Here is a 23,967-nt window from a genome sequence, read left to right as displayed (position 1 = left end):
GCGGCCAATTACAACAAATCCCGTTTTTGCTGGGGAATATCCTCATAAGGATAGCGGGCATGGCCAAAACGCATCACCAAGACCGAAACGGCCAGAATCAGAATCGCGGCAGACACTGCCAGCATATGCGTCTCTGTCATTTCTTTCATATCCAGCAACAAATACCGCGCCAGGGCCACCATGGCAATATAAATCGGGTAGCGCATCGGCAATTTGCCAGAGCCAAAATAACTGTTGATCATGGAAAAGACTTCCAGATACAGGAACAGCTGCAACAAATCGCCCAGGCCGACCATGCCGGCGTTCCACATACGCGACAGTTCATGCGCCAGTGAAAAGAAGGTGGCCAGTGTCACTAGCCCCAACCCTAAACGTTCTATCCACATCAAGGCCTGATGCGCCAGCTTGTCTGTTTTATGCTCGTACGGTGGTTTCATGATGCTCCCTTTTTGCTGCTTGTTATGATCTGCTTAACCATTCATCCAGTTGTTTTAATCGTTCTGGCGTCCCAATGTCATGCCAGACCCCCGCATGGTGCTGCCCGCTGACTTGTTGCTGCCGCATTGCGGCTTTTAATAACGGCGCCAGTTTGGCTGGCTGCCCGCGCGTCACCGTTACAAACAAGTCTGGATGATAAACCCCCACACCTGAGAACGTCAGCTTATGGCTGGCGTCTTCTTGCAGCAGGCCATTGACCAGGCCAAAATCTCCGGACGGATGTTGTGGCGGATTATCCACCATGACCAGATGCGCCAGTTTACCGGCGGGGAGCGCCAGGCGTGCATAGTCAATATCGGTATAGACATCGCCATTCACCACCAGAAATGGTTGCGTCCCTAATAGCGGCAAGGCATAGGCAATCCCCCCCGCAGTTTCCAGCGCCGTACTTTCTGCACTGTAACTGATATTCACCTGCCAGCGGTCACCATCGCCCAGCGCGGCTTCAATCTGCGCCCCCAGATGCGCATGATTAATGACAATCTCAGTGATTCCTGCTTGCGCCAAGCGCTCAATATGCCAGACGATCAAGGACTTGCCGCCCACTGCCAGCAAGGGTTTGGGCGTGTGGTCGGTCAGCGGCCGCATGCGCTCACCGCGACCAGCGGCCAGAATCATGGCGCGCATCTTCATGCCGCCTCTAGCGTCTTCAGCAACTTAAGGAAAGGGCGCAACTCTACATAGCGCTCGCAAGCGGCTTGCAGATATTGCATCACCAGCGGCATATCCTTAAGATAGCCCGACTTGCCATCCCGGTGATACAGCCGCGCAAAAATCCCCAGCACCTTGATATGCCGCTGAACGCCCATCCATTCAAAATCACGATAAAACTCGCCAAAATCAGTATTCACGGGCAACCCGGCCTGTTTGGCAGACTGCCAATAACGGACTACCCAATCCATCATGATTTCTTCATCCCAGTGGATATAGGCATCCTTGAACAGCGAAACCAGGTCATAAGTAATCGCCCCGATCACGGCATCCTGAAAATCAAGTACGCCGGGATTATGCTCGGCGGTAACCATCAAGTTGCGCGCGTGATAGTCTCTATGCACGGTCACTTGTGGCTGCTGCAAAATATTGTCGACCAGCAAGGCAAATGTCTTGTCCATCACCGCTTGCTGCTCCGGGGTCAGCGTTTTGCCCAAATGCTTGCCCACATACCATTCGGGGAACAACTGTAACTCACGCATGAGCAACGCACTGTCATAAGGCGGCAAGGCGGCGGGCTGGGTCGCCAGTTGCATCTTGATCAAGGCCTGGCATGCATCACCATACAAGGCTTTGGCATTGCCGGCATTGAGCTGCGACAAATAGGTGTCATTGCCCAGATCACTGAGCAGCAAAAACCCTTGTTCCAGATCTTGCGCGAGAATCTTTGGCACATTCAGCCCCGCGGCCAGCAACTGCTCGGCCACGCGGACAAAAGGACGGCAATCCTCTTGGGGCGGTGGCGCATCCATGGCAATCAGGGTTTCTGCGGCCAGATGTACGCGGAAATAGCGACGGAAACTGGCATCGGCGGAAGCCGTGCTGAGCGTAAAGGGTTGCTGAAGTACGTCTGTCAGCCATTGCTGAAGGTGCTGTGTTCTATCCACAAAATATCCCGAATCTTGAATAGGCCTGTCTGGTGGCCGCTGCGATGAAAATGCGGCAGCCATTTTAAGGGAAAAATGACTTTTTAAGCGTTTTCATGAATAATATAGCGCAATTGAAACAAGGCATCGGGCTAACATCCCAAAATTCGCCGTAATAATTACGCTGCCAACGGCAGGCCTGACCGAAACGATCACTCTTTGAATAACTTGCACGTTCACTCATCTACTTTTCAGGAGCGCGGGATCCGCCTGATTCTGGCATTGCTGGCCATAGGCACACTCTCGCCTGAGCACTTGCGCGCCGAGGAAGAGACTGCCCCTGAAAAAATTCAGCTGGCAGAGGCGGTCACCTTGCCAGGTGCGATTGAGATTGAAGGCGACACCCTGCAACTGCGCATGGACCGTCAAATGCGTGCGACGGGCAACGCTGTGATGCGCAAAGACGGGCAACAGGTCACGGGCGATGATATTCGCTACGATATCCAGAACGATGAATTGCAAGTCGAAGGCAATGCGGTGATTACCGCCGGTCAAACCAAAATCACCGGCCCGATGTTGCGCATGCGCCTGAGCGAAAACATCGGTGAAATGCGTGATGTATCCATTGAATTCAAGAGTAGCCCACCACCGCCCAACGATGAGGACGGTAGTCCCTTGCTGAATGATCAGGCAATTTTGCTCAGTGACCCCAAAAGATATCTGGAAGACAATCAGTCTTACAGCACCCAGGCCAGTACCAAAAGCAATGCATTTGACAACATTCGCGCCACCGCCAAACAGGTGCTGTTTGAAGGCCAGAACATCAAGCGCCTGAAAGGCGCCAGCTACACCTCTTGTGCAGCGGATGTGGATGACTGGTATATCAAAACGAATAGCCTGGAATTGAACGATTACTCCAGAACCGGCGTGGCAACCAATGCCTATGTGGAATTTAAAGGGGTGCCTATCCTCTACACACCCTGGATGAGCTTTTCGTATAACAACCAACGTAAAAGCGGCTTTCTGGCACCCTTGTGGGGCACGACCTCACGGAGTGGTTTTCAGCTTTTAACGCCTTACTATATCAATATCAGCCCGGATATGGATGCCACGGTATCCACCAACTACTTCAGCAAGCGCGGCCTACAACTGCAAGGAGAGTTCCGCTATCTGGGCGAAACCTATTCCGGCATCAACAACCTGGAGTATCTGGATAAAGACAACATGACGGGGCAAACCCGTTACTACGCCAAGCTCACGCATTTACAAAGCTTTGGCAGTAACTGGTCTGGCGGCTACAGCTTTGAAAAGGTTTCTGATGATACTTACTTTTCAGACCTGGCGACCCGGATTCAGGTCACTTCTCGCGTGAACTTGCAACAAGCCGTGTTTGCCAATTACAACAGTGAGCACGTCACCTTTAACGGCATCCTTCAGCGCTACCAAAACCTGGATAACGTGTCCTTTGTTTATCAGCGATTACCTCAGCTTACGTTAACCTACAACGATGATTTCAAAGGTTTCCATGTTCAGACAGGGGCGCAATACGTTAACTTTCAAACCATGGATGGCATGGTAGACAAGCCTAGCGGCAGTCGCATGAGTGTCTACCCTTCGATTTCATACCCGATGAAAAACTCTTACGCTTATGTGACGCCAAAAATTGGTGTGCAAAGTACGCAATACAGTTTGAGCAACAATATACCAGTAGGATATTCTCAGGAATACAATCAGTTGAATCGTACGCTGCCTATCATGAGCGTGGATTCTGGTCTGTATTTTGACCGTCAGACCAGCTTGTTTGATACCACGTATACGCATACGCTGGAACCACGGGCATACTATGTGTATATCCCTTATAAAGACCAGAGCAAGCTTCCGATTTTTGACACCTCGCTCAACACCTTGAACCAGAACTCGATTTTTTATGAAAATCAGTTCAGTGGCGATGACCGTGTCAATAATGCCAACCAGATGACACTGGCCCTCACCAGCCGTCTGATTGACAGTGAAACCGGCATTGAGCGCCTGAGTGGCACGCTGGCGCAGCGCTATTATTTTGAAGACCAGAAAGTCACACTACCCAATACCACCACCAGTATCAGTAAATCCTCGGACATTCTGGCTGGCTTCACGGCAAGGCTCTCCAGTCGCTTGAATCTGGATACTTTCTGGCAATACGATACAGAAAGAAGCAATATGCAGCGCAACAATTACTTGCTGCGCTATAACCCTGAACCAGGCAAATCGTTTACCTTCGGCTACCGTTACACGGCTAACACGCTGGAGCAAATTGATACTTCAGCGCAATGGCCACTAGGCTCCGGTTGGTACGGCATCAGCCGATTGAACTACTCTATCCGTGACGCCAATGCAGTACAGTTTTTGGGCGGACTTGAGTATGATGCGGGCTGCTGGCAGGCACGTGCTGTCATGCAACGTGTGCAAACAGCGACGGCCAATGCGAACTACGGCATGTTTTTTCAACTCGAACTCGGTGGGCTGACCTCTATTGGTGCCAACCCGCTGAATGTGATCAAGCGCAATATCCCAACTTATATGCGCACTTATGATATCCCGGCAATTTACAGAGACCAGAACGCGCAATGATGAAACATATACTGAATTTAATCCTCACGTTGAGTACCGCTTTGCTCATCACAGGACAGTCTGCAGCCTTATTCGCGGCAGAAAAAAAACCGATTGAAAAAATGGACCGCATTATTGCCGTGGTCGATCAATCCGTAATTACCGAGCGTGAAATGCTGAACCGTATGGAATATGTGAAAGCACAAATGCTCAAAAAAGGCGCTGACCTGCCGCTCGATGAAGCGTTGCAGAAACAGATTTTGGAGCGGCTGATTGTCGATAGCCTGCAATTGCAACTCGCAGCGCAAACTGGCATCAAGGTGGATGATGCGCAGTTGGACAAAACCATAGACCGGATTGCCGAACAAAACAACCTCACCTTGCCTGCGTTTAAAAAAGCGCTCGAAGAAGATGGCACCAACTTTTACAAATTCCGTGAAGATATCCGAAATGACATCATCATCGCCCGTCTGCGCGAGCGCGATGTTGATAACAAAGTAAATATTTCTGAAGCGGAAATTGATAACTACCTGACGACACAGGAAAAAGAAGGCGAACTGGATGAATTTAACATCTCGCAGATTTTGATTCGCCTGCCCGAAGACAGCGGCCCAGACGACATTCAAAAAGCCAAAGCACGTACCGAACAAATCATGAAAGCGCTGGCGGACGGCATGAGTTTTGAAAAAGCCTCGGCCAACTTTTCGGATGCACCGAATGCGCTGGACGGCGGCGGCCTGGGCTGGCGCAGTGGTCAGCAGATGCCTGCCCAGTTTCTTGAACTGGTTAAAACCATGCAGCCCGGCGGTATCTCTCGCCCAATCCGCAGTGCAAGCGGGGTGCATATCCTAAAGCTCAATGAAAGACGTGCGGGCGCCAGTACGCTGATTGTTGACCAGACCCATGTCCGCCATATTCTGCTCAAACCGAACGAGGTGTTGTCGGACAAGGAAGCCAGACAGAAAATAGAAGGCATTAAAGACCGTATAGACCACGGTACACCATTCCAGGACATGGCACGCCAGTATTCGGACGATGGCAGCGCCTCCAACGGTGGCGATTTAGGTTGGATCAGCCCGGGTGACACCGTGCCGGTATTTGAAAAAACCATGGCAGAATTGGCCATCAACGAAGTCAGCGCCCCTGTCCGTAGCCAGTTTGGCTGGCATTTGATCCAGGTGCTGGAGCGCCGTAAACAGGACATGTCCAAAGAATCCAAACGCTTGAAAGCGCGTCAGGAAATCCGTGCACGCAAGGCTGAAGAAGCTTACAACGACTGGGTTCATGAGTTGCGCGACAAGGCGTTTGTCGAAATGCGCCTGGAAGACAAGTTTTAAGTGCAGCGCACTGAAACCGGCGCATCTGCACCATCCATGAACGCCTTGCCCAAAATTGCCATTACTTCTGGCGAGCCTGCAGGCATCGGCCTGGATGTTTGCGTCAAGCTGGCGCATACCGCCCTACCAGCAGAGATTATGGTACTGGCTGATCCGCAAGCTTTACAGGCACGCGCTGCGCAACTGGGCATGCCACTCACCATACACACGGACATCCGGCCACGTCATTCCCACGCAGGCGATGGCACGCTGACCGTGCTGCCCATCCCAACGGCCGCCCCCGTCGTAGCAGGCAAACTGGATCCCCGGAATGGCCGCACTGTACTAGAGATGCTGGACCGCGCGCTGGCAGGTTGCCAGGCCGGGGAATTGGATGCCATGGTGACCGCCCCCGTGCATAAAGGCATCATTAACGAAGCCGGGATTGCGTTTACTGGCCACACCGAATATCTGGCAGAAAAAACAGGCACTGCACAAGTAGTGATGATGCTGGTGGGGGGTGGCATGCGCGTGGCTCTGGCGACCACCCATTTGCCACTGACCCAAGTGAGCGCCGCCATTACGCAAGCCTCGCTCACCACCACGCTGCGTATTTTGCACCATGATCTGGTACACACCTTCGGCATCCCGCAACCACGCATCTATGTCGCCGGACTGAACCCGCATGCAGGGGAAGATGGCTATCTGGGCATGGAAGAAATCGACACGATTAACCCGGTGCTGACACAGTTGCGCGCAGAGGGCATGCTGCTGCTGGGCGCCCTGCCCGCAGATACCATGTTTTCGCAGAAAAACCTGGCCCATGCTGATGCGTTTCTGGCCATGTACCATGATCAGGGCCTGACCGTGCTCAAACATGCCAGCTTTGGCCAAGGCGTCAATGTGACGCTGGGCTTACCCATTATCCGCACCTCGGTCGATCACGGCACGGCGCTGGATATTGCGGGCAGCGGTCAAGCCGATATCGGCAGCATGCTAAGTGCCATCCAGCTCGCCATTGCACTTTCGCATACACGCAAGACTCATCACAAATGAAACATATCGCCAAGAAAAAGTTTGGTCAGAACTTCCTGATCGACCAGAGCATTATCCAGAGCCTGATCAACGCCATTCATCCGCAAGCAGAGGATCTGATGGTGGAAATCGGCCCGGGGCTGGGCGCCATGACACAGCCGTTGCTCAAACAGCTGAACCACTTGCACGTCGTCGAAATCGACCGTGACATCATTCAATGGATGCAAGGCTTTTATCCGGCGCAAAAAATGACCATCCATAATTCGGATGTGCTCAAGTTTGACTTCGGCACCCTGGGTGAACGCATCCGCGTCGTCGGCAACCTGCCCTATAACATCTCCAGCCCCATCCTGTTTAAGCTGCTCGAAAACACGGCACAAATCATAGACATGCATTTTATGCTGCAAAAAGAGGTGGTCGAGCGTATGGTCGCCGCCCCCTCCAACGCTGAATATGGCCGCCTGTCGGTCATGCTGCAATACCGTTTGCAGATGGAATATCTGGTCACCGTGCCGCCCGAAGCCTTTGATCCGGCACCGAAAGTCGAGTCTGCTTTTGTCCGTTGCGTGCCCTACGCCAGCCTGCCTTTCGCGGCGACGGATGAAGCCCTGTTTGCCAAAGTGGTCACCGCCGCGTTTGGCCAGCGCCGCAAAACATTGCGCAACACACTTAAAGGACTGCTGGATGATGCGGGCTTCAGCGCGTTGAATATCGATTCGCAGTTACGCGCCGAAAATCTCAGCGTGGCCGAGTTTGTGGCGATCAGCAATTATCTGGCAAGCCAAAATCAATCATAAAACCGTTCATATCAACAAGTTAATAACAAAATAGTCACTTAGCAGAGGCTAGTCAATTTGCGATTGTGTGCAGCCTTAAGCTGATTTTAAATCTGCTTTAAAACAGAGCCTGATATAATTCTGTTTTTTTATTCTTACCCATTTTTGGAGCATGTTATGCGTTTGATTCTGCTGGGCGCCCCTGGTGCCGGTAAAGGGACACAAGCCACCTTTATCAAAGAAAAATTCAATATTCCGCAAATTTCCACCGGCGATATGTTGCGCGCAGCAGTCAAGGTAGGCACCCAACTAGGTCTGGAAGCCAAAAAATTCATGGATGCCGGCGGCCTGGTACCAGACGAAGTCATTATCGGCCTGGTCAAAGAACGCATTAAAGATGCCGACTGCGCCAATGGCTTCCTGTTTGACGGCTTTCCGCGCACCATTCCGCAAGCCGAAGCCATGAAACAGGCCGGCGTAGGCATTGACTACGTGGTTGAGATTGATGTGCCGGACGCCGCCATCGTTGAGCGCATGAGTGGCCGCCGCAGCCACCCGGCTTCAGGTCGTACCTACCATGTCAAATTCAACCCGCCAAAAGTGGAAGGCAAAGATGATGTCACCGGCGAAGACCTGGTACAACGTGATGATGACAAGGAAGAAGTGGTATTGAAGCGTCTGGAGGTTTACCACAACCAGACCGAACAGCTGATCGGCTACTACTCAGACTGGGCCAATTCTGGCCAGGGCGGCGCGCCAAAATACGTTAAGGTCAATGGCCTGGGTGAATTGAATACCATTAAAGAAGAAATCTTTGTAGCATTGAAATAATTTCTTCAAATCAAAAAGCCCGCAAGTTGCGGGCTTTTTTTATGGACGTTACGATTAGAAATCGTAACGTATGCCACCAAACACCTGGCGCTGGCGTCCTGCCACCATACCATCGACACGGCTAGCAAGATATTCGCGATCACCCAGATTATAAGCGCTGACAAAATAAGTCATGCGACTCCCAACCGGTCTGTAATTCACAGTCGCGTTAATGAGCGCGTAAGATGGAATATCACCTGTCACCCCTCGCAATACATTCGCACTATTACGGCCGGCTCTGAACGACACATCCTCTTCCTGACGGCTCACATAATCCACCCCGATACGTGCATCAAGACCAACCGGATGCTCGTAACCAAAGCTTAAAGAAGCAAGATGCCGAGGGGCATATGGCAAGCGATCACCGTCTACAATATTAGCTGCTGCATTGGTTTTTTTAAATTTAGCAGTGAACAAGTTAGTGTAAGAGCCTGCGATGTAGAAGTTGTGCGAAGTGTTGTAAATCTGCCCAAAATTAATTCGACCACCAAACTCGATACCATTCTGTTCAGACTGACCACCATTAATGAATGTGCCCTGTACAGGCCCAGCGACGACAATATCATCAAAGACCGTGTGGAATAAGGTACTCTCAAATGTAACGCCTTTAAAGAAACTCGATCTTAAACCTAACTCCCAATTAATACTCTCCTCTGGCTTGGTTTTACTCACAACGGCTGTATTCGCACCATTTTCAGCAAAAAGGTCACGGTCAGGACGTGGTGGTGCAAAACCTTTGTGCACACCCGCAAATAAAGTTGTTTTCTCAAAGCCATTCCAGGTCAAACCCAATCCTGGCAATAACTTAGTTTGATTATTCGTTAACTTGGACTCAGGGTTATTTTGGAGGTTACCATCTGCACGCATCACATCCGTTTTAATCCGGATATCCTCTAGTCTCAAACCGGGCGTAAATGTCCAGTCTCCAACATAGAAGGTATTCTGTGCGTAATAGGACTTTGCTTCTACTTCAATTTTAATATCTTCTCGTGGCAAGGTCGTTTGGGCAAAACCCAGATGTTGGAAACGGGCGTCATCACCACGATATTGTTTACGATCGATGTCTTCCTTATGATATCTGAAGCCCAATACTGCATTACTTTCGATCCCGAATAGGCTGTGTTGAATATCCAGACGTGGCTCAATCCCCCAATATTCAAACTCACGTGGCCGCCAACGCCCGCCGCATTGATCAGCTAACGCCAGATTAGGGTTACCATTACCGCCAATGCCTGCTGGACATCTTTCCAGTTGGGATCGACCCGCATTTTCACCTGGGTTGTTGATTTGCCTGAATGATGCCCGTTCAGATTTTGCATAATACGCTTGCGTACTCAATTTCACCTGCTCATTGACCTGAAACAGGTGCTGCAATTGAAAGGTAGTCCGCTCATGCTGAAACACATCATTCTTGCCAGTAGGTGCCTGATACTTATCTTCGTTATACTCCACAAGGCCCAAACCGGTTTCTGATACATGCGAGTCCTCGCGGAAATAACTGGCTTTAGCAATCAACGTATGTCGGTCCGACAAGTTTAACTGTCCTTTCGCCGTATACTCCTGAATCTCAAAGTCATGATGCTTGCGGATGCCATCGCCTTTTTTATGTAGGGCATCTATCATCAGTCCTCCACGCTCATCACCAGCGCCTATCGTGCCGTAAAGACTGCTAAAGTCATGGTTACCCAACGTCGCCTGTACACTTCCATGCACTTGTCCATCCGTTGGCACAGGCCGAGTCACGAAGTTGATCATGCCGCCCACGGTCTGTGGTCCATAAAGAATCTGGCCGGACCCCTTTACAACTTCAATACGCTGTACACGCTCAAGCGGTGTGGTGTAATGCGCTGCCGGATCTCCATAAGGCGTCAGAAAGATAGGCATCCCATCTTCCATTAACAAGATACGTGAAGTCCGGCGAGGGTTTAATCCCCGAATCCCGATATTCACGCCCAAACCAAATGTATTCTCCCCAACGACATTCACACCAGGCACATTGTTCAACGCTTCCTGAATTGAGAATGGGCGGCGCTCCATCAGTGCTTTTTCATCAATTAAATCGTATGACCCCGGCACGGAGTCCAGGCGGTCGGGCAAAATGCCACGGACTTCGAGTTTATCCAGCGCCACCGACTTGCTCGCTTGAGACTGGTCTTCTGCCAGCCCCTGTAGCGCATAGGCATGTAATGAAAATGCCGTCGCAACGACAATCAGTTTTTTTCTTGGTTTTTGCATGTGTGTAACCCCAAAAATGACAACAGAGTGTGTCAAGGCTGCAAACAACATGCCAACATATCGCGATAATTATTAACTATATTATTGTTATAAAAATAATCTATTTTATGACTATATATTAATGATAAATCAATTTAATCACTGGTCCAAAAAAACCAATCCGATTTAGAATTGGTTAATATCAACCACCACTTACGTGGATATGCAGGCGTTAAAAATTCCGCTTCAGGAAAATCATCCCCACCATCCAGCAGAACCTTAGTCAGGTATAATCTTGTTTTTTATTTCAAACCCATTTCAGCATGCAACAGCAGTATCCATTTAAAGAAGTCGAGCAACAGGCCCAACAGCACTGGGACAGCAAGCTGAGTTTCCAGGCCAAGGCAGACAGTCACAAGCCCAAATACTATTGCTTGTCGATGTTCCCCTACCCAAGTGGCAAGTTGCATATGGGGCATGTGCGTAACTACACCATCGGCGACGTATTAAGCCGCTATCACCATATGAAAGGCTTTAACGTGTTGCAACCCATGGGTTGGGATGCGTTTGGCTTGCCTGCCGAGAACGCGGCGATTCAGAATAGCCTGCCACCAGCGCAATGGACATATGACAACATTGCCTACATGCGCAAGCAGTTGAAGTCACTGGGCTTTGCCATCGACTGGAGCCGCGAGCTGGCCACCTGCCAGCCTGACTATTACAAATGGAACCAGTGGCTGTTTTTGCGCATGCTGGAAAAAGGCATCGCCTACAAAAAAACCCAGGTGGTGAACTGGGACCCGGTCGACCAGACCGTGCTCGCCAATGAGCAGGTGATTGATGGCCGCGGCTGGCGCACGGGGGCGATCGTAGAAAAACGCGAAATCCCTGGCTACTACCTCAACATCACCGGCTACGCACAGCAATTGCTGGATGATCTGGACAAACTGCCAGGCTGGCCTGAGCGTGTCAAAACCATGCAGGCCAACTGGATAGGCAAGAGCGTGGGCGTGCGTTTTGCGTTTACGCACGACATCAAAAACAATGACGGCCAATTGATTGATGACGGCAAACTGTGGGTATTCACCACCCGTGCCGACACCATCATGGGCGTGACCTTCTGTGCCGTGGCAGCCGAGCATCCGCTGGCGACACAAGCCGCACAACAAAACCCGGCGCTGCAAGCATTTATCGACAAATGCAAGCAAGGCTCCGTCATGGAAGCCGACATGGCCACCATGGAAAAAGAAGGCATGGACACCGGCCTGACCGTCACCCACCCGATGACCGGCGAGCAAGTGCCGGTGTGGATAGGCAACTATGTCCTCATGACCTATGGCGAAGGCGCCGTCATGGCCGTGCCTGCGCACGACGAACGTGATTTCGGCTTTGCCAAAAAATACAACCTGCCGATCAAACAAGTGATCAGCGTGCTCGGTCAGGAATTTGACCTGGCAGCCTGGCAAGAGTGGTATGGCGATAAAACCAAAAGCGTGTGCATCCACTCTGGCAAATATAACGATCTGGGCTACGCAGAAGCAGTTGAGGCTGTGGCAGCTGATCTGGCAGAAAAAAATCTGGGCGGCAAGCAGACCAACTGGCGCCTGCGCGACTGGGGCGTTTCCCGTCAGCGCTACTGGGGTTGCCCGATTCCGATCATTCATTGCGACAGCTGTGGCGATGTGCCTGTGCCCGACGACCAGCTGCCGGTGAAATTACCGGAAGATTGTGTCCCGGATGGTTCAGGCAATCCGCTCAACAAGCGCGAAGACTTTTTAAACTGCACCTGCCCCAAATGTGGCCAGCCCGCCAAGCGCGAAACTGACACCATGGACACCTTTGTCGATTCCAGCTGGTACTACGCACGCTATGCCTCAGGCTTTAGCAATGAAGCCATGGTGGATGCACAGACCAATCACTGGATGCCGGTAGACCAGTATATTGGCGGCATTGAACACGCAATTCTGCACTTGCTCTACTCCCGCTTCTGGAGCAAGGTCATGCGCGACCTCGGCCTGGTCAATTATGATGAGCCATTTGCCAACCTGCTGACACAAGGCATGGTGCTGAATCATATCTTCTCGCGCCGCACGGCTAAAGGCGGTATTGAATATTTTGCGCCGGAAGAAGTCGAGCTGGTACACGATAACAACGGCAAGGTGACTGGTGCCAAGCTGCTCAAAGATGGCTCGGCTATTGACTACCAGGGCATAGGCACCATGTCCAAGTCCAAGCGTAATGGCGTCGACCCGCAATCGCTGATTGAACAATATGGCGCGGATACTGCCCGCTTCTTTATGATGTTTGCGGCGCCGCCAGAACAAACGCTGGAGTGGTCAGACAGTGGCGTGGAAGGCTCACACCGTTTCTTGAAACGGGTATGGAATTTTGGCCATGTCTTGTCCCAACAAACACCGGCTGACCTGCCAAACAAACTGACCGGCGAGCTGGCCAACCACAGACGTGAAGTGCACAGCGTGCTCAAACAGGCCAATGTCGATCTGGGCAAGCTACAGTTCAACACGGTGGCCTCTGCCTGCATGAAAATCCTCAACACGCTGGAGAAAGTGCAAAAAGAGGCAGAAAAAGACTGGATCGCCGTGGCGTTTGAAGGCTACAGCATCCTGTTGCGTCTGCTATCGCCGATTGCACCGCACATCACGCAAGTGATGTGGCAATCGCTCAAACTTGGCGAAGACATTCTGTCTGCCAAATGGCCAGAACCAGCCAACTCAGCCCTGGTACAGGACGAGGTGGAATACGTGGTGCAGGTCAATGGCAAGCTGCGTGGCAGCATCAGCATCCCCAAGAGCATGGCCAAAGAGCAGATTGAAGCGACTGCCGTTAATCAGGACTTCGTCCAAAAATTCCTGAATGAAGGCAGCGTGAAAAAAATCATCGTTGTGCCCAACAAACTGATTAATATTGTGGTGGCTTAGCCCTTTCTTTCGAGGAGCGCATTGTGCAGCAGACAACCCCTACCCGCTGGATTCACGCGATCACTCTGTGGTGCAGCATCGCCGTGCTGACCGCGCTCTTGTCTGCTTGCGGGTTTCACCTGCGCCAACCGTCACCGATTGCCTTTAAAACCATTTTTATCAAGGGCTCTACGCAAATCAATATTGCGCTCAAAAAGGCCTTGGTAGAACAGGGTGTCAAGGTTGTGACCGACGCCGAAGAGGCTGAGCTGCAACTGGAATTGCTGAATGAAGAAAACGAACAACGTATTCTGTCTCTGAGCGGGACCGGGGTGGTGCGAGAATACGAGCTGTACTACCGCGTGCAATACCGTACCAAAGTCACCGGTGAGCCCACTTGGGCACTGCCGTTGATCATGGAAGGCCGTCGTGACTATACCTATAACGACGCCAACTTGCTGGCCAAGCAGGCCGAGCAAAAAATGCTCAGTGACAGCATGCAGTTAGACGTGCTCAACGGCATCATGCGACGACTGTCTGCCCTTAAAAAAGCCGAATAGCCATGCGCATTCAGGCGGCGCAACTTACGCAATATTTGCCTCCCAAACAGCATTTGTTCGTGCTGGCGGGCGATGAGCCCCTCTCCATCACCGAGGCCATAGACCAGATCCGCGCCGCCGCACGCCAACATGGCGCGCAAGAGCGTGCCAGTTTTACAGTGGAGCGCTACTTCAACTGGGGACAAGTCAGCCAGTTTCTGCAGAGCTTTTCGCTGTTTGCCGAGCAACGTATTCTTGAAATCAACCTCCCCACCGGCAAGCCCGGCGTGGAAGGCGCCAAAGCCTTGCAGCAACTAGCAGAACAGCCTGCGGCTGATACCACCATCATCCTCACCCTGCCCGCCCCAGACCGTGACATGACCAGCAGCGCCTGGTATGAAGCCCTGTCGCAACATGGGGTGCTGCTGGTACTGAATCAGGTGCCACTGGCACAACTACCGGAGTGGATTGCGCAACGACTGGCCATGCAACAGCAAACTGCTGATGAAGCCTCACGCCGCTTTATTGCCGAGCAGGTCGAAGGCAATCTGCTGGCTGCCCATCAGGAAATACAAAAACTGGGCTTGCTCTACCCACCCGGCCCGCTCAGTGAAGACGCCATCCGCCAATGCGTGCTTAATGTGGCCCGCTTTGATGTCTCGCAATTGGGGGAAGCCATGTTGCAAGGCGATCCGCAACGCGTGATGCGCATGCTGGAAGGCCTGCGTGAAGAAGGCGAAACCGCGGTGGCGGTCATGAACCCGCTGATTTGGCTGTTCCGCCCATTGTTGCAAGTCAGGCTGGCCATGCAACAAGGCATCGCCATGCAAGCAGCGCTGAGTCAGGCCAGGCTATTTGGTGACCGCCAGCAATTAGTCAGGCGCGCGCTGGAATTTTTACCGCAAAAACATATCGAAGCTGCTTTGCAAAAACTGTCTGACATAGACCGCATGGCAAAAGGCGTGGGCGATGGCGATGCCTGGCTGGAGCTGTCAAGGCTATGTACAGGTATTGCGCGCATGGCAGCCAACAAGACGGCCAGAACCGCCGCAGGCAGGTCTCGTTAAGGTTTTCAGTTAGAATAGCGATTATGGACATTCAACACTATATGAAACAACTGGGGGAGCAGGCACGCGCCGCCTCCCGCTTGATGGCAAAAGCTGACACCAACACCAAGAACCAGGCGCTGCGCAATATTGCCGCCCTGATCCGTCAGCACGAAAAAGCCCTGCTCGCCGCCAACCAGCAAGACCTGCAAGCCGCCCAAGCCAATGGCATGGAAGCCGCCATGCTGGACCGCCTGACATTAAGCGAGAAATCGGTGGCAACCATGGCAGAAGGCCTGGAACAAATTGCCAGCCTGCCAGACCCAATTGGCGAAATGAGCAATTTCAAATACCGTCCTTCCGGCATCCAGATCGGCCAGATGCGCGTACCGCTGGGCGTGATCGGCATTATTTACGAGGCCCGTCCTAATGTGACGGTCGATGCGGCGGGTTTGTGTATCAAATCCGGCAACGCCTGCATTCTGCGCGGCGGCTCCGAGGCCATCCATTGCAACCAGGCGCTGGCCAAACTCGTGCATCAGGGCTTGCAACAAGCAGGCTTGCCACAAGCGGCCGTGCTCGTGGTCGAGACCACTGACCGCGCTGCCGTCGGTGAACTCATCACCATGAAGCAATATGTGGATGTGATCGTGCCACGCGGCGGCAAAGGCCTGATCGAGCGCATCAGCAACGATGCCCGCATCCCTGTGATCAAACACCTGGATGGTAACTGCCATGTCTATGTCGATGACGAAGCTGACCTGGCCAAAGCCGTGCGTATCCTCGAAAACGCCAAAACCCAGCGTCTGGGCACCTGCAACACGGCAGAGTCACTGCTAGTCGCTCGCAGCATCGCCAGCACCGCCCTGCCTCAACTGGCCGAGATGCTGCTAGGCAAAGGTGTGGAAATTCGTGGTTGCGACGAAACGCGTGCCATCGTGCCACAGGCAAAGGCAGCGACTGAAGAAGACTATTACACCGAATATCTGGCCGCGATAATTTCTTGCAAAGTAGTCAGTGGTGTGGATGAAGCGATTGCGCATATCAACCAGTATTCCAGCCAGCACACCGAGGCGATTGTGACCGAAAACTACACCAAGGCACGCCAGTTTTTGCGTGAAGTGGACTCCAGCAGTGTGATGGTCAATGCCTCTACCCGCTTTGCCGATGGCTTTGAATATGGCTTTGGTGCAGAAATCGGTATTTCTACCGACAAACTGCATGCGCGTGGCCCGGTCGGTCTGGAAGGCTTAACCTCCCTCAAATATGTCGTTTTGGGTGACGGCCACGTCCGCGCTTAATCACGCTGGCAGCCGTTTGGCTTGTGCAATGCTAGATGCGCAACGCCATAATCTACCCAAAGAGTCATGAAGATGGAATGCATAGGCATATTCGGCGGCACCTTTAACCCCATTCACAACGGGCATCTGGCGCTCGCACAGACCGTGCTGGACACGCTGCACTGTACGCAAATCCGCTTTGTGCCAGCTGCCTTGCCCCCGCACAAGACTGCCCCAGCGGTTACGGCGCAACACCGTGCTGCCATGGTCAAGCTTGCCATTCAGGCGCATCCGCAATACGTGCTCGACAGCTGTGAACTGGATCGCCAGGGCCCCTCTTACACCATAGAGACGTTACACCTGCTCCGCCAGCGTTTCCCCGAGCAATCCCTCTGTCTGCTCATGGGCCAGGATAGCTACCAGCAATTGCCGACCTGGCACCGCTGGCAGGAACTGCTGGAGTATTGCCATCTGTTGGTTGTGCACCGTGCAGACTTGGAAACCGAACTAGTTTTGCATGCAGAACACACACAAAGATTCCTCGCTGGCGAAGCGTTTAGCAGCCAATGCTCTTCAGCCACGCATGGCTTCATCGGTTATTTGCCCGAGAGCCCACCAGCGATTTCCTCGACCGGCATCCGTACAGCACTGGCGCATCCAGGCCAGAATTTGACAGACCAGTTGCCTGCGTCTGTGCTCCAGTATATCCAGCAGCACCATCTATATCAGTCGGCTTAAGCCCCTTACGGACCCCATCGGGTGGCATGCTGTCGCATTTTGCCCTAAACGCAGGCTGCATCATGGCTATTTTTAGCCCAGACACGGCAGTATGCTCAACAGCAGACATAAAGTCGCTATACTGCGATTAAAACAACTCTAAATTACTTATCAAGAGGATACGTCTGCGATGAAATTGTTAACCTGGTCTCTTACTGCTTTGCTCGTTGCTTCCCCGTCCGCATTTGCCAATATTGATATCCAATTTGACTTTAGTTACGATACCAGCGGCTTCTTTAACAGCACCAACATTCAAACCCTCAATGCGGCTGCCTCGGTGTTTGAAACCCGTATTACCGACTCACTAAGCGCCATTAATTCAGGCGGCCTCAACAACTTCCAGGGTCTGATTCTTGACCCCTCGGATATTAACCAGACGCAAACGCTCTCCAATCTGAGTGTGGCGGCAAATGTGATCAAAATATATGTGGGTAGCGATAACCTTGGTGGCTTCACCATTGGTGCAGGCGGGTCCGGCGGCTATTCATGTAGTGGACTAGGCAGTTTTTGCGCCAATGCCGTAGACCGTGGCCAGACTAACACCACGGGTAACAGTGCCACCGACTTTGCCACCTGGGGTGGCATGATCAGCTTCAACAGTTCAACCTCATGGTATTTTGGCCAGGATCAGGCAGGGTTGACCAATACACAATTTGATTTTTACACGGTGGCCGTACACGAAATTGCCCATGTGCTTGGCTTTGGCCTGGCCCCATCGTTTGAAGCACAGGTGAACGGCAGCAATTTTAACAGTAGCGAAACCGGGACCGTCGCCCTCAGCAATGACCTGGCGCACTGGGCACCCGGCACCATGAGCACGGTTGGCGGAACACTACAAGAGACGGTGATGGACCCAGACATTACCCCGGGCACACGCAAATATTTTACCGATCTGGATTATGCAGGCATGGCGGCCATCGGTTGGTCGGTCGTAACACCGGTGCCTGAATCCAGCATCAGCCTGAATCTGTTGGCGGGCGGCCTGTTGCTTGGCCTGCTATACAGACGCAACCTTGGCAGCAGACGTCAAACGGTAATCAACGCATACGCTTAGCAAGGCTAGTTAAGCCATGCGTTTGCGCGCCAAAAACTGATCCAGTTGCCGCGCGAACGCGTGACGGTCAGACGCCTGCATGGCATTGGGGCCCTGCGTTTCCACCCCGCTGGCGCGCAGTGATTCCATAAAGTCGCGCATAGCCAGCCGCTCGCGGATATTCTCTGCCGAATAAAACTCCCCGCGTGGATTCAACGCATGCGCTTGCTTTTCAATCACCTGCGCGGCAAGCGGGATATCTGCCGTAATCACCAAATCGCCCGCTTCCAGCATCGCCACGATCTCGTTATCTGCCACATCAAAGCCCTTGGCGACTTGCAAGGCGCGCAAATGGGCTGAGGGCGGCACATAGAGCACTTTGTTGGCGACAAAGGTAGTCATGACCTGACTACGCTCCGCCGCCCGAAACAAGATGTCCTTGATCACGCCCGGGCAGGCATCGGCATCCACCCAAATCCGCATTAACCGGCTTTCGGCACCGGTCTGGCGCTAAATAACGCGCCGCCTTGTGGTTTGTGGCCCCCAGGCTGACGCGCAGATTTTTGCTGGGCTGCAGAATGACCAGATGCATTCACCGGTTTTTTCTGGCCAGCGTGTTGTCCAGCGTTGCGCGGGTTGCTTGGGGCAGCGTTGGGTTGGCCTGGTTTAGGCTGATGTTGCCTGGGTTGGCCTGGTTTCTGACTACGCGATGCGTCACGTGGCGCCTGGCCCGATTTAGGCGCAGGCCGTTGACCGCGCGGCTGAGTCCGTGATGGCCGATCCGGCTCTTCACTGTTTTTTTCGGGGGCGACAAAGCCCTCTACTGGCAGCTTGGGGATCTCACGCTTAATCAGCTTCTCAATGTCTTTCAACAATTTGAGTTCCTCCCTATCCACCAGTGACACCGCCGCCCCAGTGGCACCAGCACGGCCAGTCCGGCCGATGCGGTGCACATAGTCTTCGGGCACGTTAGGCAGCTCAAAATTCACCACTTGCGGCAGCTGGTCAATATCCAGGCCACGTGCAGCAATATCGGTCGCCACCAGCGCGGTGATTCCCCCCGCTTTAAACTCGGCCAGCGCCGCCGTGCGGGCATTCTGGCTCTTGTTGCCATGAATCGCCATCGCCGGGATGCCGTCTTTTACCAGCTTCTCCGCCAGCCGGTTCGCGCCATGTTTGGTACGCGTAAACACCAGCACTTGCTCCCACTGATGTTGCTTGATCAAAAAGCTCACCATCTCACGCTTGTGCGACTGCGGCACCATATGCACGCTTTGCTCAATCAGCGCGTTTGAGGTGTTCCGCCGCGCCACTTCAACCAGGTCTGGGTTATTCAGCAGATTATCTGCCAGCTGTTTGATTTCATCGGAAAACGTCGCCGAGAACAGCAGGTTTTGCCGCTGCTTGGGCAGCAAGGCCAGCACTTTTTTAATGTCGTGAATAAAGCCCATATCCAGCATGCGGTCGGCTTCATCCAGCACCAGAATTTCAATGCCAGACAACTCCAGCGCCTTCTGGTTGGTGAGGTCGAGCAAGCGGCCCGGCGTCGCCACCATGATATCGAGTGGTTTTTTCAAGCGGCTGATTTGCGGGTTAATGCCCACCCCGCCAAACACCACCATGCTTTTCAGCGGCAGATATTTACCGTAAGTGGTCACTGACTCGCCGATCTGCGCCGCCAGCTCGCGCGTTGGCGACAGAATCAGGCAACGCGGCTTGCCTGCGGCAGTTTGTTTTAACGGGGTTTCAGACAAGCGATGCAAAATCGGCAAGGTAAAGCCAGCGGTTTTGCCTGTCCCGGTTTGCGCTCCGGCCAGTAAATCGCCACCGCGCAATACATAAGGAATCGCCTGCGCCTGAATCGGCGTCGGTGAGGTATAGCCGGCATCGGCAATCGCGCGCAACACAGGCGCGCACAAATTCAAATCAGCAAACGTCGTGTTTGCAGGGGTATTTTCTTGTGACAAGGTTATTCAACTTTAATAGTGTGCATCGCCCATCACAAAAGACAGGCATGCAACAAATTATTGGGCGTTGGTCTGTTGCCGCAGCAACACCAATCTGGACGAACGAGGATTATATCGATGATTTATGACAAGGCCGCTGTGAGGATTGGTAGTTCACAGGGTAGCTACATTATACCCGCTATTTACGCAAACACTGTATTTAAAAATGTCTGCATCCAATCAAGCCACGGATGACGGACTTTTTTGCGTGGTGATCGTCTGAAACGTCCACGCCACAAAGCGGCTTTGCTTCTGGCCTTGCGCCATCTCCACCATTTTTACCCTCACTGCCCGCGCTTTTTTGAGTTCACGCATCACCAGCGGTAGGTTGCTGGCTTTGGAGACCAGCGTGGTAAACCATACACACTGTTGGGAAAAATGCCTGCTCTCGTGAATCATGGTGGTTAAAAACGCTACCTCACCGCCCTCATACACCAGCTCATTGGCTTGCCCACCAAAATTCAGCGCCTGCGGTGGCCGCTTGCCCAGCCCGCGCCATTTACGCTGAGTGCCCGCCTGTGCCTCAGCCGCCGAGGCATGAAAAGGCGGGTTACACATGGTCAGCGTCCAATGCTCGCTCGGCAAGATCACACCTTTAAAAATCGCCGCCGCATTTGGCTGCTGACGCACACTGATCTTTGGCTGCAAGCCATTGGCCTCAATCAGCTGCTGCGCATTGCGCAAGGCCTTGGCGTCAATATCCACGCCCACGCACTCCCAACCATAAGTCTGGGCCGCAATCAGCGGATAGACCAGATTGGCGCCCGTGCCAATATCGAGCAAACGCACAGATTGCGTATGACCAGACTCTGTCAACAAATCCGCCAGGTAATGCACATAATCGGCCCGGCCAGGAATAGGCGGACATAAGTAATGCTTGGGAATATCCCACACCGCCACGCCATAATACTGCTTGAGCAAGGCCTGGTTTAAGGTTTTCACTGCCTGCGGATGAGCAAAGTCTATCGAGTCATCGCCATAGGCATTCGGGCGCACATAGGGCGCCAGGGCCGGATGCGCCTGCACCAGCAGCGCAAAGTCATAGCCCTCGCGGTGCAGATTGCGTGGATGCCATGCAGATGAAGAACTGACGGGCTTCATGCCTAAGTATTCGCCAATTGCACTTGGGTAGCGCGCCTAAGCGGCCGCAGCCTTGGCGCGTGCGGCATGCAACTTCCGGTAACTGTCCAGCAGTCTATGGTGTCTGTCCAACCCATCCAGCTGCAGATTGGTCGGTGTCAGGCCATAAAAGCGCACGCTGCCATCGACAGAGCCTAGCACCGCGTCCATACGCGCATCACCAAACATGCGGCGGAAGTTTAGCTCGTAATCGGCCAGGTGCAGCTCCTCGTCTAGCTCCACCCCAAGCACTGCATTCAGGGCCTGGTAAAACAAACCGCGTTCCAGGGTGTTGTCGTTGTACTGCAAAAACGCCCCCACCAGATCCTGAGCCTCCTCAAACTGCTGCAAAGCAAGGTTGATGAGTAGCTTAAGCTCCAGCACCGTGAGCTGGCCCCATACCGTGTTCTCGTCAAACTGGATGCCGATCAAAGTCGCAATATCGCTGTAGTCATCCAGCTCGTTATTCTCCAGCCGCTCCAGCAAGGCCTGCAGGCTGTCATCGTCCAGCTGATGCAGGTTCAGGATATCTTCGCGGAACAACAACGCTTTATTGGTGTTATCCCACACCAGATCTTCCACCGGATACACCTCAGAATAATCAGGCACCAAGATGCGGCATGCCGTCGCGCCCAGCTGGTCATACACCGCCACATAGGCCTCTTTGCCCATCTCGGCCAAAATGCCGAATAAGGTCGCGGCTTCTTCAGCGTTGGCATTGTCGCCATTACCTGAAAAGTCCCATTCGACAAACTCGTAGTCCGATTTGACACTAAAAAAGCGCCACGACACCACACCGCTAGAGTCAATAAAATGCTCAACAAAGTTATTCGGCTCAGTCACCGCCTCGCTGACAAAGGTCGGCTGCGGCAAGTCGTTGAGGCCTTCAAAACTGCGGCCTTGCAGCAACTCGGTCAGGCTGCGCTCTAGCGCGACTTCCAGCTTCGGGTGTGCCCCAAATGAGGCGAACACACCGCCGGTGCGCGGGTTCATCAGCGTCACGCACATCACCGGATATTGTCCGCCTAACGACGCATCTTTCACCAGCACCGGAAAACCCTGCGCCTCCAGCCCCTCAATGCCCGCCACAATGCCGGGATACTTGGCCAGCACCGCTGGCGGCACATCCGGCAACGCCATTTCACTTTCAATAATCTCGCGCTTCACCGCCCGCTCAAAAATCTCAGATAAACATTGCACCTGCGCCTCGGCCAGCGTATTGCCTGCGCTCATGCCATTGCTGGCGTACAGGTTTTCAATCAGGTTAGACGGAAAATGCACCACCTCGCCATCTGACTGCCGCACAAACGGCAGCGCACAAATGCCGCGTTCACGATTGCCAGAGTTGGTATCAATCAAATGTGAGCCACGCAACTCGCCATCGGGGTTGTAAATGGCCCGCGTGTAGTCATCCAGAATCTCTTTCGGCAACGCATCTTTGCGCCCCGGCTTAAACCAGCGTTCGTTCGGGTAATGCACAAACGGCGCATTGGCAATGTCTTCGCCCCAGTAAGACCCGGCATAAAAATGGTTGTTACTCAGCCGCTCAATATACTCACCCAGCGCCGAGGCCAGCGCACTTTCCTTGGTCGCGCCTTTGCCGTTGGTAAAGCACATGGGCGAATGCGCATCGCGGATATGCAGCGACCACACGTTAGGCACAATATTGCGCCACGAAGCGATCTCGATCTTGATACCCAGGCTCGCCAGCAAACCGGTCATATTGGCAATGGTTTGCTCCAGCGGCAAATCCTTGCCGGTGATATACGTCTGCGTCTCCGCCGCCGGGTTCACCGTCAGCAAGGCCTGCGCATCGGCATCCAGGCTGGCCACTTCTTCAATCACAAACTCAGGCCCGGTCTGCACTACTTTTTTCACCGTGCAGCGGTCAATCGAGCGCAAAATACCAATGCGGTCTTTTTCAGAGATATCCGCAGGCAACTCAATCTGTATCTTGAAAATCTGCTTGTAACGGTCTTCCGGGTCGACAATATTGTTGTGCGACAGGCGGATGTTTTCGGTTGGAATATTACGGGTGCTGCAATACAGCTTCACAAAATACGCCGCACACAGCGCAGACGAAGCCAAAAAGTAATCAAACGGCCCCGGCGCCGAGCCATCGCCCTTGTAGCGGATAGGCTGGTCGGCAATCACCGTGAAGTCATCAAACTTGGCTTCAAGGCGGAGCTTATCGAGAAAATTGACTTTAACTTCCATGGGGGATTCCGAAAATGACGTTTGAGCGAAAACCGCTATTATCCCTCACAACATTCAGGCGACCTAATTTAGCAGCAACGCTGATTGCTTACTTGGCTACAAACTCAAGTCGAATAGAGAGTGAAACTTTGCTAGCCCCGCCGTTGAAACACTGAGT

General features: G+C 52.9%; 19 protein-coding genes. 11 read left to right on the top strand and 8 right to left on the bottom strand.

The window, feature by feature from the left end; genetic code table 11:
* Positions 1-8: 8 nt before the first annotated feature.
* The 3 genes from AACH41_RS04685 to AACH41_RS04675 are packed head-to-tail and all read right to left on the bottom strand — an operon-like array spanning position 9 to position 2,096.
* On the bottom strand, positions 9-437 hold the full coding sequence (locus AACH41_RS04685; protein ID WP_194747166.1) for a phosphate-starvation-inducible PsiE family protein: 429 nt from the start codon (positions 435-437) through the stop codon (positions 9-11).
* Positions 438-459: 22 nt separating this feature from the next.
* Entirely contained in the window at positions 460-1,125 is a 666-nt protein-coding gene (gene murU / locus AACH41_RS04680) for an N-acetylmuramate alpha-1-phosphate uridylyltransferase MurU (protein WP_194747534.1), read from the bottom strand.
* A 2-nt stretch (positions 1,126-1,127) separates the two neighbouring features.
* The gene (locus tag AACH41_RS04675) at positions 1,128-2,096 is read right to left on the bottom strand and encodes a phosphotransferase (protein WP_338657048.1); all 969 of its coding nucleotides are present in this window, start codon (positions 2,094-2,096) and stop codon (positions 1,128-1,130) included.
* 198 nt (positions 2,097-2,294) lie between these two features.
* On the opposite strand from AACH41_RS04675, the gene AACH41_RS04670 reads away from it, so the two are divergent.
* From AACH41_RS04670 to adk, 5 genes are all read left to right on the top strand, one after another.
* A complete protein-coding gene (locus tag AACH41_RS04670; protein ID WP_338657046.1) occupies positions 2,295-4,685 on the top strand; it encodes an LPS-assembly protein LptD in 2,391 nt (796 codons plus the stop codon).
* A complete protein-coding gene (locus AACH41_RS04665) occupies positions 4,682-6,001 on the top strand; it encodes a peptidylprolyl isomerase (protein ID WP_338657043.1) in 1,320 nt (439 codons plus the stop codon). The genes AACH41_RS04670 and AACH41_RS04665 overlap by 4 nt, the downstream gene beginning before the upstream one ends.
* A 36-nt stretch (positions 6,002-6,037) precedes the next feature.
* A complete protein-coding gene (pdxA, locus tag AACH41_RS04660; protein ID WP_338657576.1) occupies positions 6,038-7,036 on the top strand; it encodes a 4-hydroxythreonine-4-phosphate dehydrogenase PdxA in 999 nt (332 codons plus the stop codon).
* Positions 7,033-7,812 (top strand): 16S rRNA (adenine(1518)-N(6)/adenine(1519)-N(6))-dimethyltransferase RsmA, encoded by a 780-nt coding sequence (gene rsmA, locus AACH41_RS04655; protein WP_338657041.1) that lies wholly within the window; start codon positions 7,033-7,035, stop codon positions 7,810-7,812. Before pdxA ends, rsmA begins: the two co-directional genes overlap by 4 nt.
* A gap of 156 nt (positions 7,813-7,968) precedes the next feature.
* Entirely contained in the window at positions 7,969-8,622 is a 654-nt protein-coding gene (adk, locus tag AACH41_RS04650) for an adenylate kinase (protein WP_338657039.1), read from the top strand.
* Positions 8,623-8,676: 54 nt separating this feature from the next.
* On the opposite strand, the gene AACH41_RS04645 is transcribed toward adk, so the two are convergent.
* The gene (locus tag AACH41_RS04645; RefSeq protein ID WP_338657037.1) at positions 8,677-10,947 is read right to left on the bottom strand and encodes a TonB-dependent receptor; all 2,271 of its coding nucleotides are present in this window, start codon (positions 10,945-10,947) and stop codon (positions 8,677-8,679) included.
* Between the two features lie 251 nt (positions 10,948-11,198).
* Between AACH41_RS04645 and leuS the strand changes: the two genes are divergently transcribed.
* From leuS to AACH41_RS04615, 6 genes are all read left to right on the top strand, one after another.
* Entirely contained in the window at positions 11,199-13,814 is a 2,616-nt protein-coding gene (gene leuS, locus AACH41_RS04640) for a leucine--tRNA ligase (RefSeq protein ID WP_338657035.1), read from the top strand.
* A gap of 23 nt (positions 13,815-13,837) precedes the next feature.
* On the top strand, positions 13,838-14,353 hold the full coding sequence (gene lptE / locus AACH41_RS04635) for an LPS assembly lipoprotein LptE (protein WP_338657033.1): 516 nt from the start codon (positions 13,838-13,840) through the stop codon (positions 14,351-14,353).
* A 2-nt stretch (positions 14,354-14,355) separates the two neighbouring features.
* On the top strand, positions 14,356-15,399 hold the full coding sequence (gene holA / locus AACH41_RS04630) for a DNA polymerase III subunit delta (RefSeq protein ID WP_338657031.1): 1,044 nt from the start codon (positions 14,356-14,358) through the stop codon (positions 15,397-15,399).
* Positions 15,400-15,422: 23 nt separating this feature from the next.
* Complete coding sequence (locus tag AACH41_RS04625; protein ID WP_338657028.1) at positions 15,423-16,679, top strand: glutamate-5-semialdehyde dehydrogenase; 1,257 nt, start codon at positions 15,423-15,425, stop codon at positions 16,677-16,679.
* A gap of 66 nt (positions 16,680-16,745) precedes the next feature.
* Positions 16,746-17,396 (top strand): nicotinate-nucleotide adenylyltransferase, encoded by a 651-nt coding sequence (gene nadD, locus AACH41_RS04620; RefSeq protein ID WP_338657026.1) that lies wholly within the window; start codon positions 16,746-16,748, stop codon positions 17,394-17,396.
* A 169-nt stretch (positions 17,397-17,565) separates the two neighbouring features.
* A complete protein-coding gene (locus tag AACH41_RS04615) occupies positions 17,566-18,489 on the top strand; it encodes a matrixin family metalloprotease (protein ID WP_313983773.1) in 924 nt (307 codons plus the stop codon).
* A 9-nt stretch (positions 18,490-18,498) separates the two neighbouring features.
* Here the strand turns inward: AACH41_RS04615 and AACH41_RS04610 are convergent, their stop codons facing one another.
* From AACH41_RS04610 to AACH41_RS04595, 4 genes are all read right to left on the bottom strand, one after another.
* The gene (locus AACH41_RS04610) at positions 18,499-18,951 is read right to left on the bottom strand and encodes a YaiI/YqxD family protein (RefSeq protein ID WP_338657021.1); all 453 of its coding nucleotides are present in this window, start codon (positions 18,949-18,951) and stop codon (positions 18,499-18,501) included.
* Complete coding sequence (locus tag AACH41_RS04605) at positions 18,951-20,435, bottom strand: DEAD/DEAH box helicase (protein WP_338657019.1); 1,485 nt, start codon at positions 20,433-20,435, stop codon at positions 18,951-18,953. The genes AACH41_RS04610 and AACH41_RS04605 overlap by 1 nt, the downstream gene beginning before the upstream one ends.
* Before the next feature lie 219 nt (positions 20,436-20,654).
* Positions 20,655-21,575 carry a 23S rRNA (adenine(1618)-N(6))-methyltransferase RlmF gene (gene rlmF / locus AACH41_RS04600; RefSeq protein WP_338657017.1) on the bottom strand — a complete coding sequence of 307 codons (921 nt, stop codon included), beginning with the start codon at positions 21,573-21,575 and terminating at the stop codon, positions 20,655-20,657.
* A 36-nt stretch (positions 21,576-21,611) separates the two neighbouring features.
* Positions 21,612-23,810 (bottom strand): OsmC domain/YcaO domain-containing protein, encoded by a 2,199-nt coding sequence (locus AACH41_RS04595; protein WP_338657015.1) that lies wholly within the window; start codon positions 23,808-23,810, stop codon positions 21,612-21,614.
* Positions 23,811-23,967 lie beyond the last annotated feature (157 nt).

Source organism: Methylophilus sp. DW102 (assembly GCF_037076555.1).
In the GTDB taxonomy this organism is placed as follows: Bacteria; Pseudomonadota; Gammaproteobacteria; order Burkholderiales; family Methylophilaceae; genus Methylophilus; species Methylophilus glucosoxydans.
This window is presented reverse-complemented; position numbering and strand designations above follow the sequence as displayed.

What these genes read in the sequence shown, in the direction of transcription:
- AACH41_RS04685 (WP_194747166.1), bottom strand. Translation starts at nt 437, where the DNA reads ATGAAACCACCGTACGAGCATAAAACAGACAAGCTGGCGCATCAGGCC.
- murU (WP_194747534.1), bottom strand. Translation starts at nt 1,125, where the DNA reads ATGCGCGCCATGATTCTGGCCGCTGGTCGCGGTGAGCGCATGCGGCCG.
- AACH41_RS04665 (WP_338657043.1), top strand. Translation starts at nt 4,682, where the DNA reads ATGATGAAACATATACTGAATTTAATCCTCACGTTGAGTACCGCTTTG.
- pdxA (WP_338657576.1), top strand. Translation starts at nt 6,038, where the DNA reads ATGAACGCCTTGCCCAAAATTGCCATTACTTCTGGCGAGCCTGCAGGC.
- rsmA (WP_338657041.1), top strand. Translation starts at nt 7,033, where the DNA reads ATGAAACATATCGCCAAGAAAAAGTTTGGTCAGAACTTCCTGATCGAC.
- adk (WP_338657039.1), top strand. Translation starts at nt 7,969, where the DNA reads ATGCGTTTGATTCTGCTGGGCGCCCCTGGTGCCGGTAAAGGGACACAA.
- AACH41_RS04645 (WP_338657037.1), bottom strand. Translation starts at nt 10,947, where the DNA reads ATGTTGTTTGCAGCCTTGACACACTCTGTTGTCATTTTTGGGGTTACA.
- leuS (WP_338657035.1), top strand. Translation starts at nt 11,199, where the DNA reads ATGCAACAGCAGTATCCATTTAAAGAAGTCGAGCAACAGGCCCAACAG.
- holA (WP_338657031.1), top strand. Translation starts at nt 14,356, where the DNA reads ATGCGCATTCAGGCGGCGCAACTTACGCAATATTTGCCTCCCAAACAG.
- AACH41_RS04625 (WP_338657028.1), top strand. Translation starts at nt 15,423, where the DNA reads ATGGACATTCAACACTATATGAAACAACTGGGGGAGCAGGCACGCGCC.
- nadD (WP_338657026.1), top strand. Translation starts at nt 16,746, where the DNA reads ATGAAGATGGAATGCATAGGCATATTCGGCGGCACCTTTAACCCCATT.
- AACH41_RS04615 (WP_313983773.1), top strand. Translation starts at nt 17,566, where the DNA reads ATGAAATTGTTAACCTGGTCTCTTACTGCTTTGCTCGTTGCTTCCCCG.
- AACH41_RS04610 (WP_338657021.1), bottom strand. Translation starts at nt 18,951, where the DNA reads ATGCGGATTTGGGTGGATGCCGATGCCTGCCCGGGCGTGATCAAGGAC.
- rlmF (WP_338657017.1), bottom strand. Translation starts at nt 21,575, where the DNA reads ATGAAGCCCGTCAGTTCTTCATCTGCATGGCATCCACGCAATCTGCAC.
- AACH41_RS04595 (WP_338657015.1), bottom strand. Translation starts at nt 23,810, where the DNA reads ATGGAAGTTAAAGTCAATTTTCTCGATAAGCTCCGCCTTGAAGCCAAG.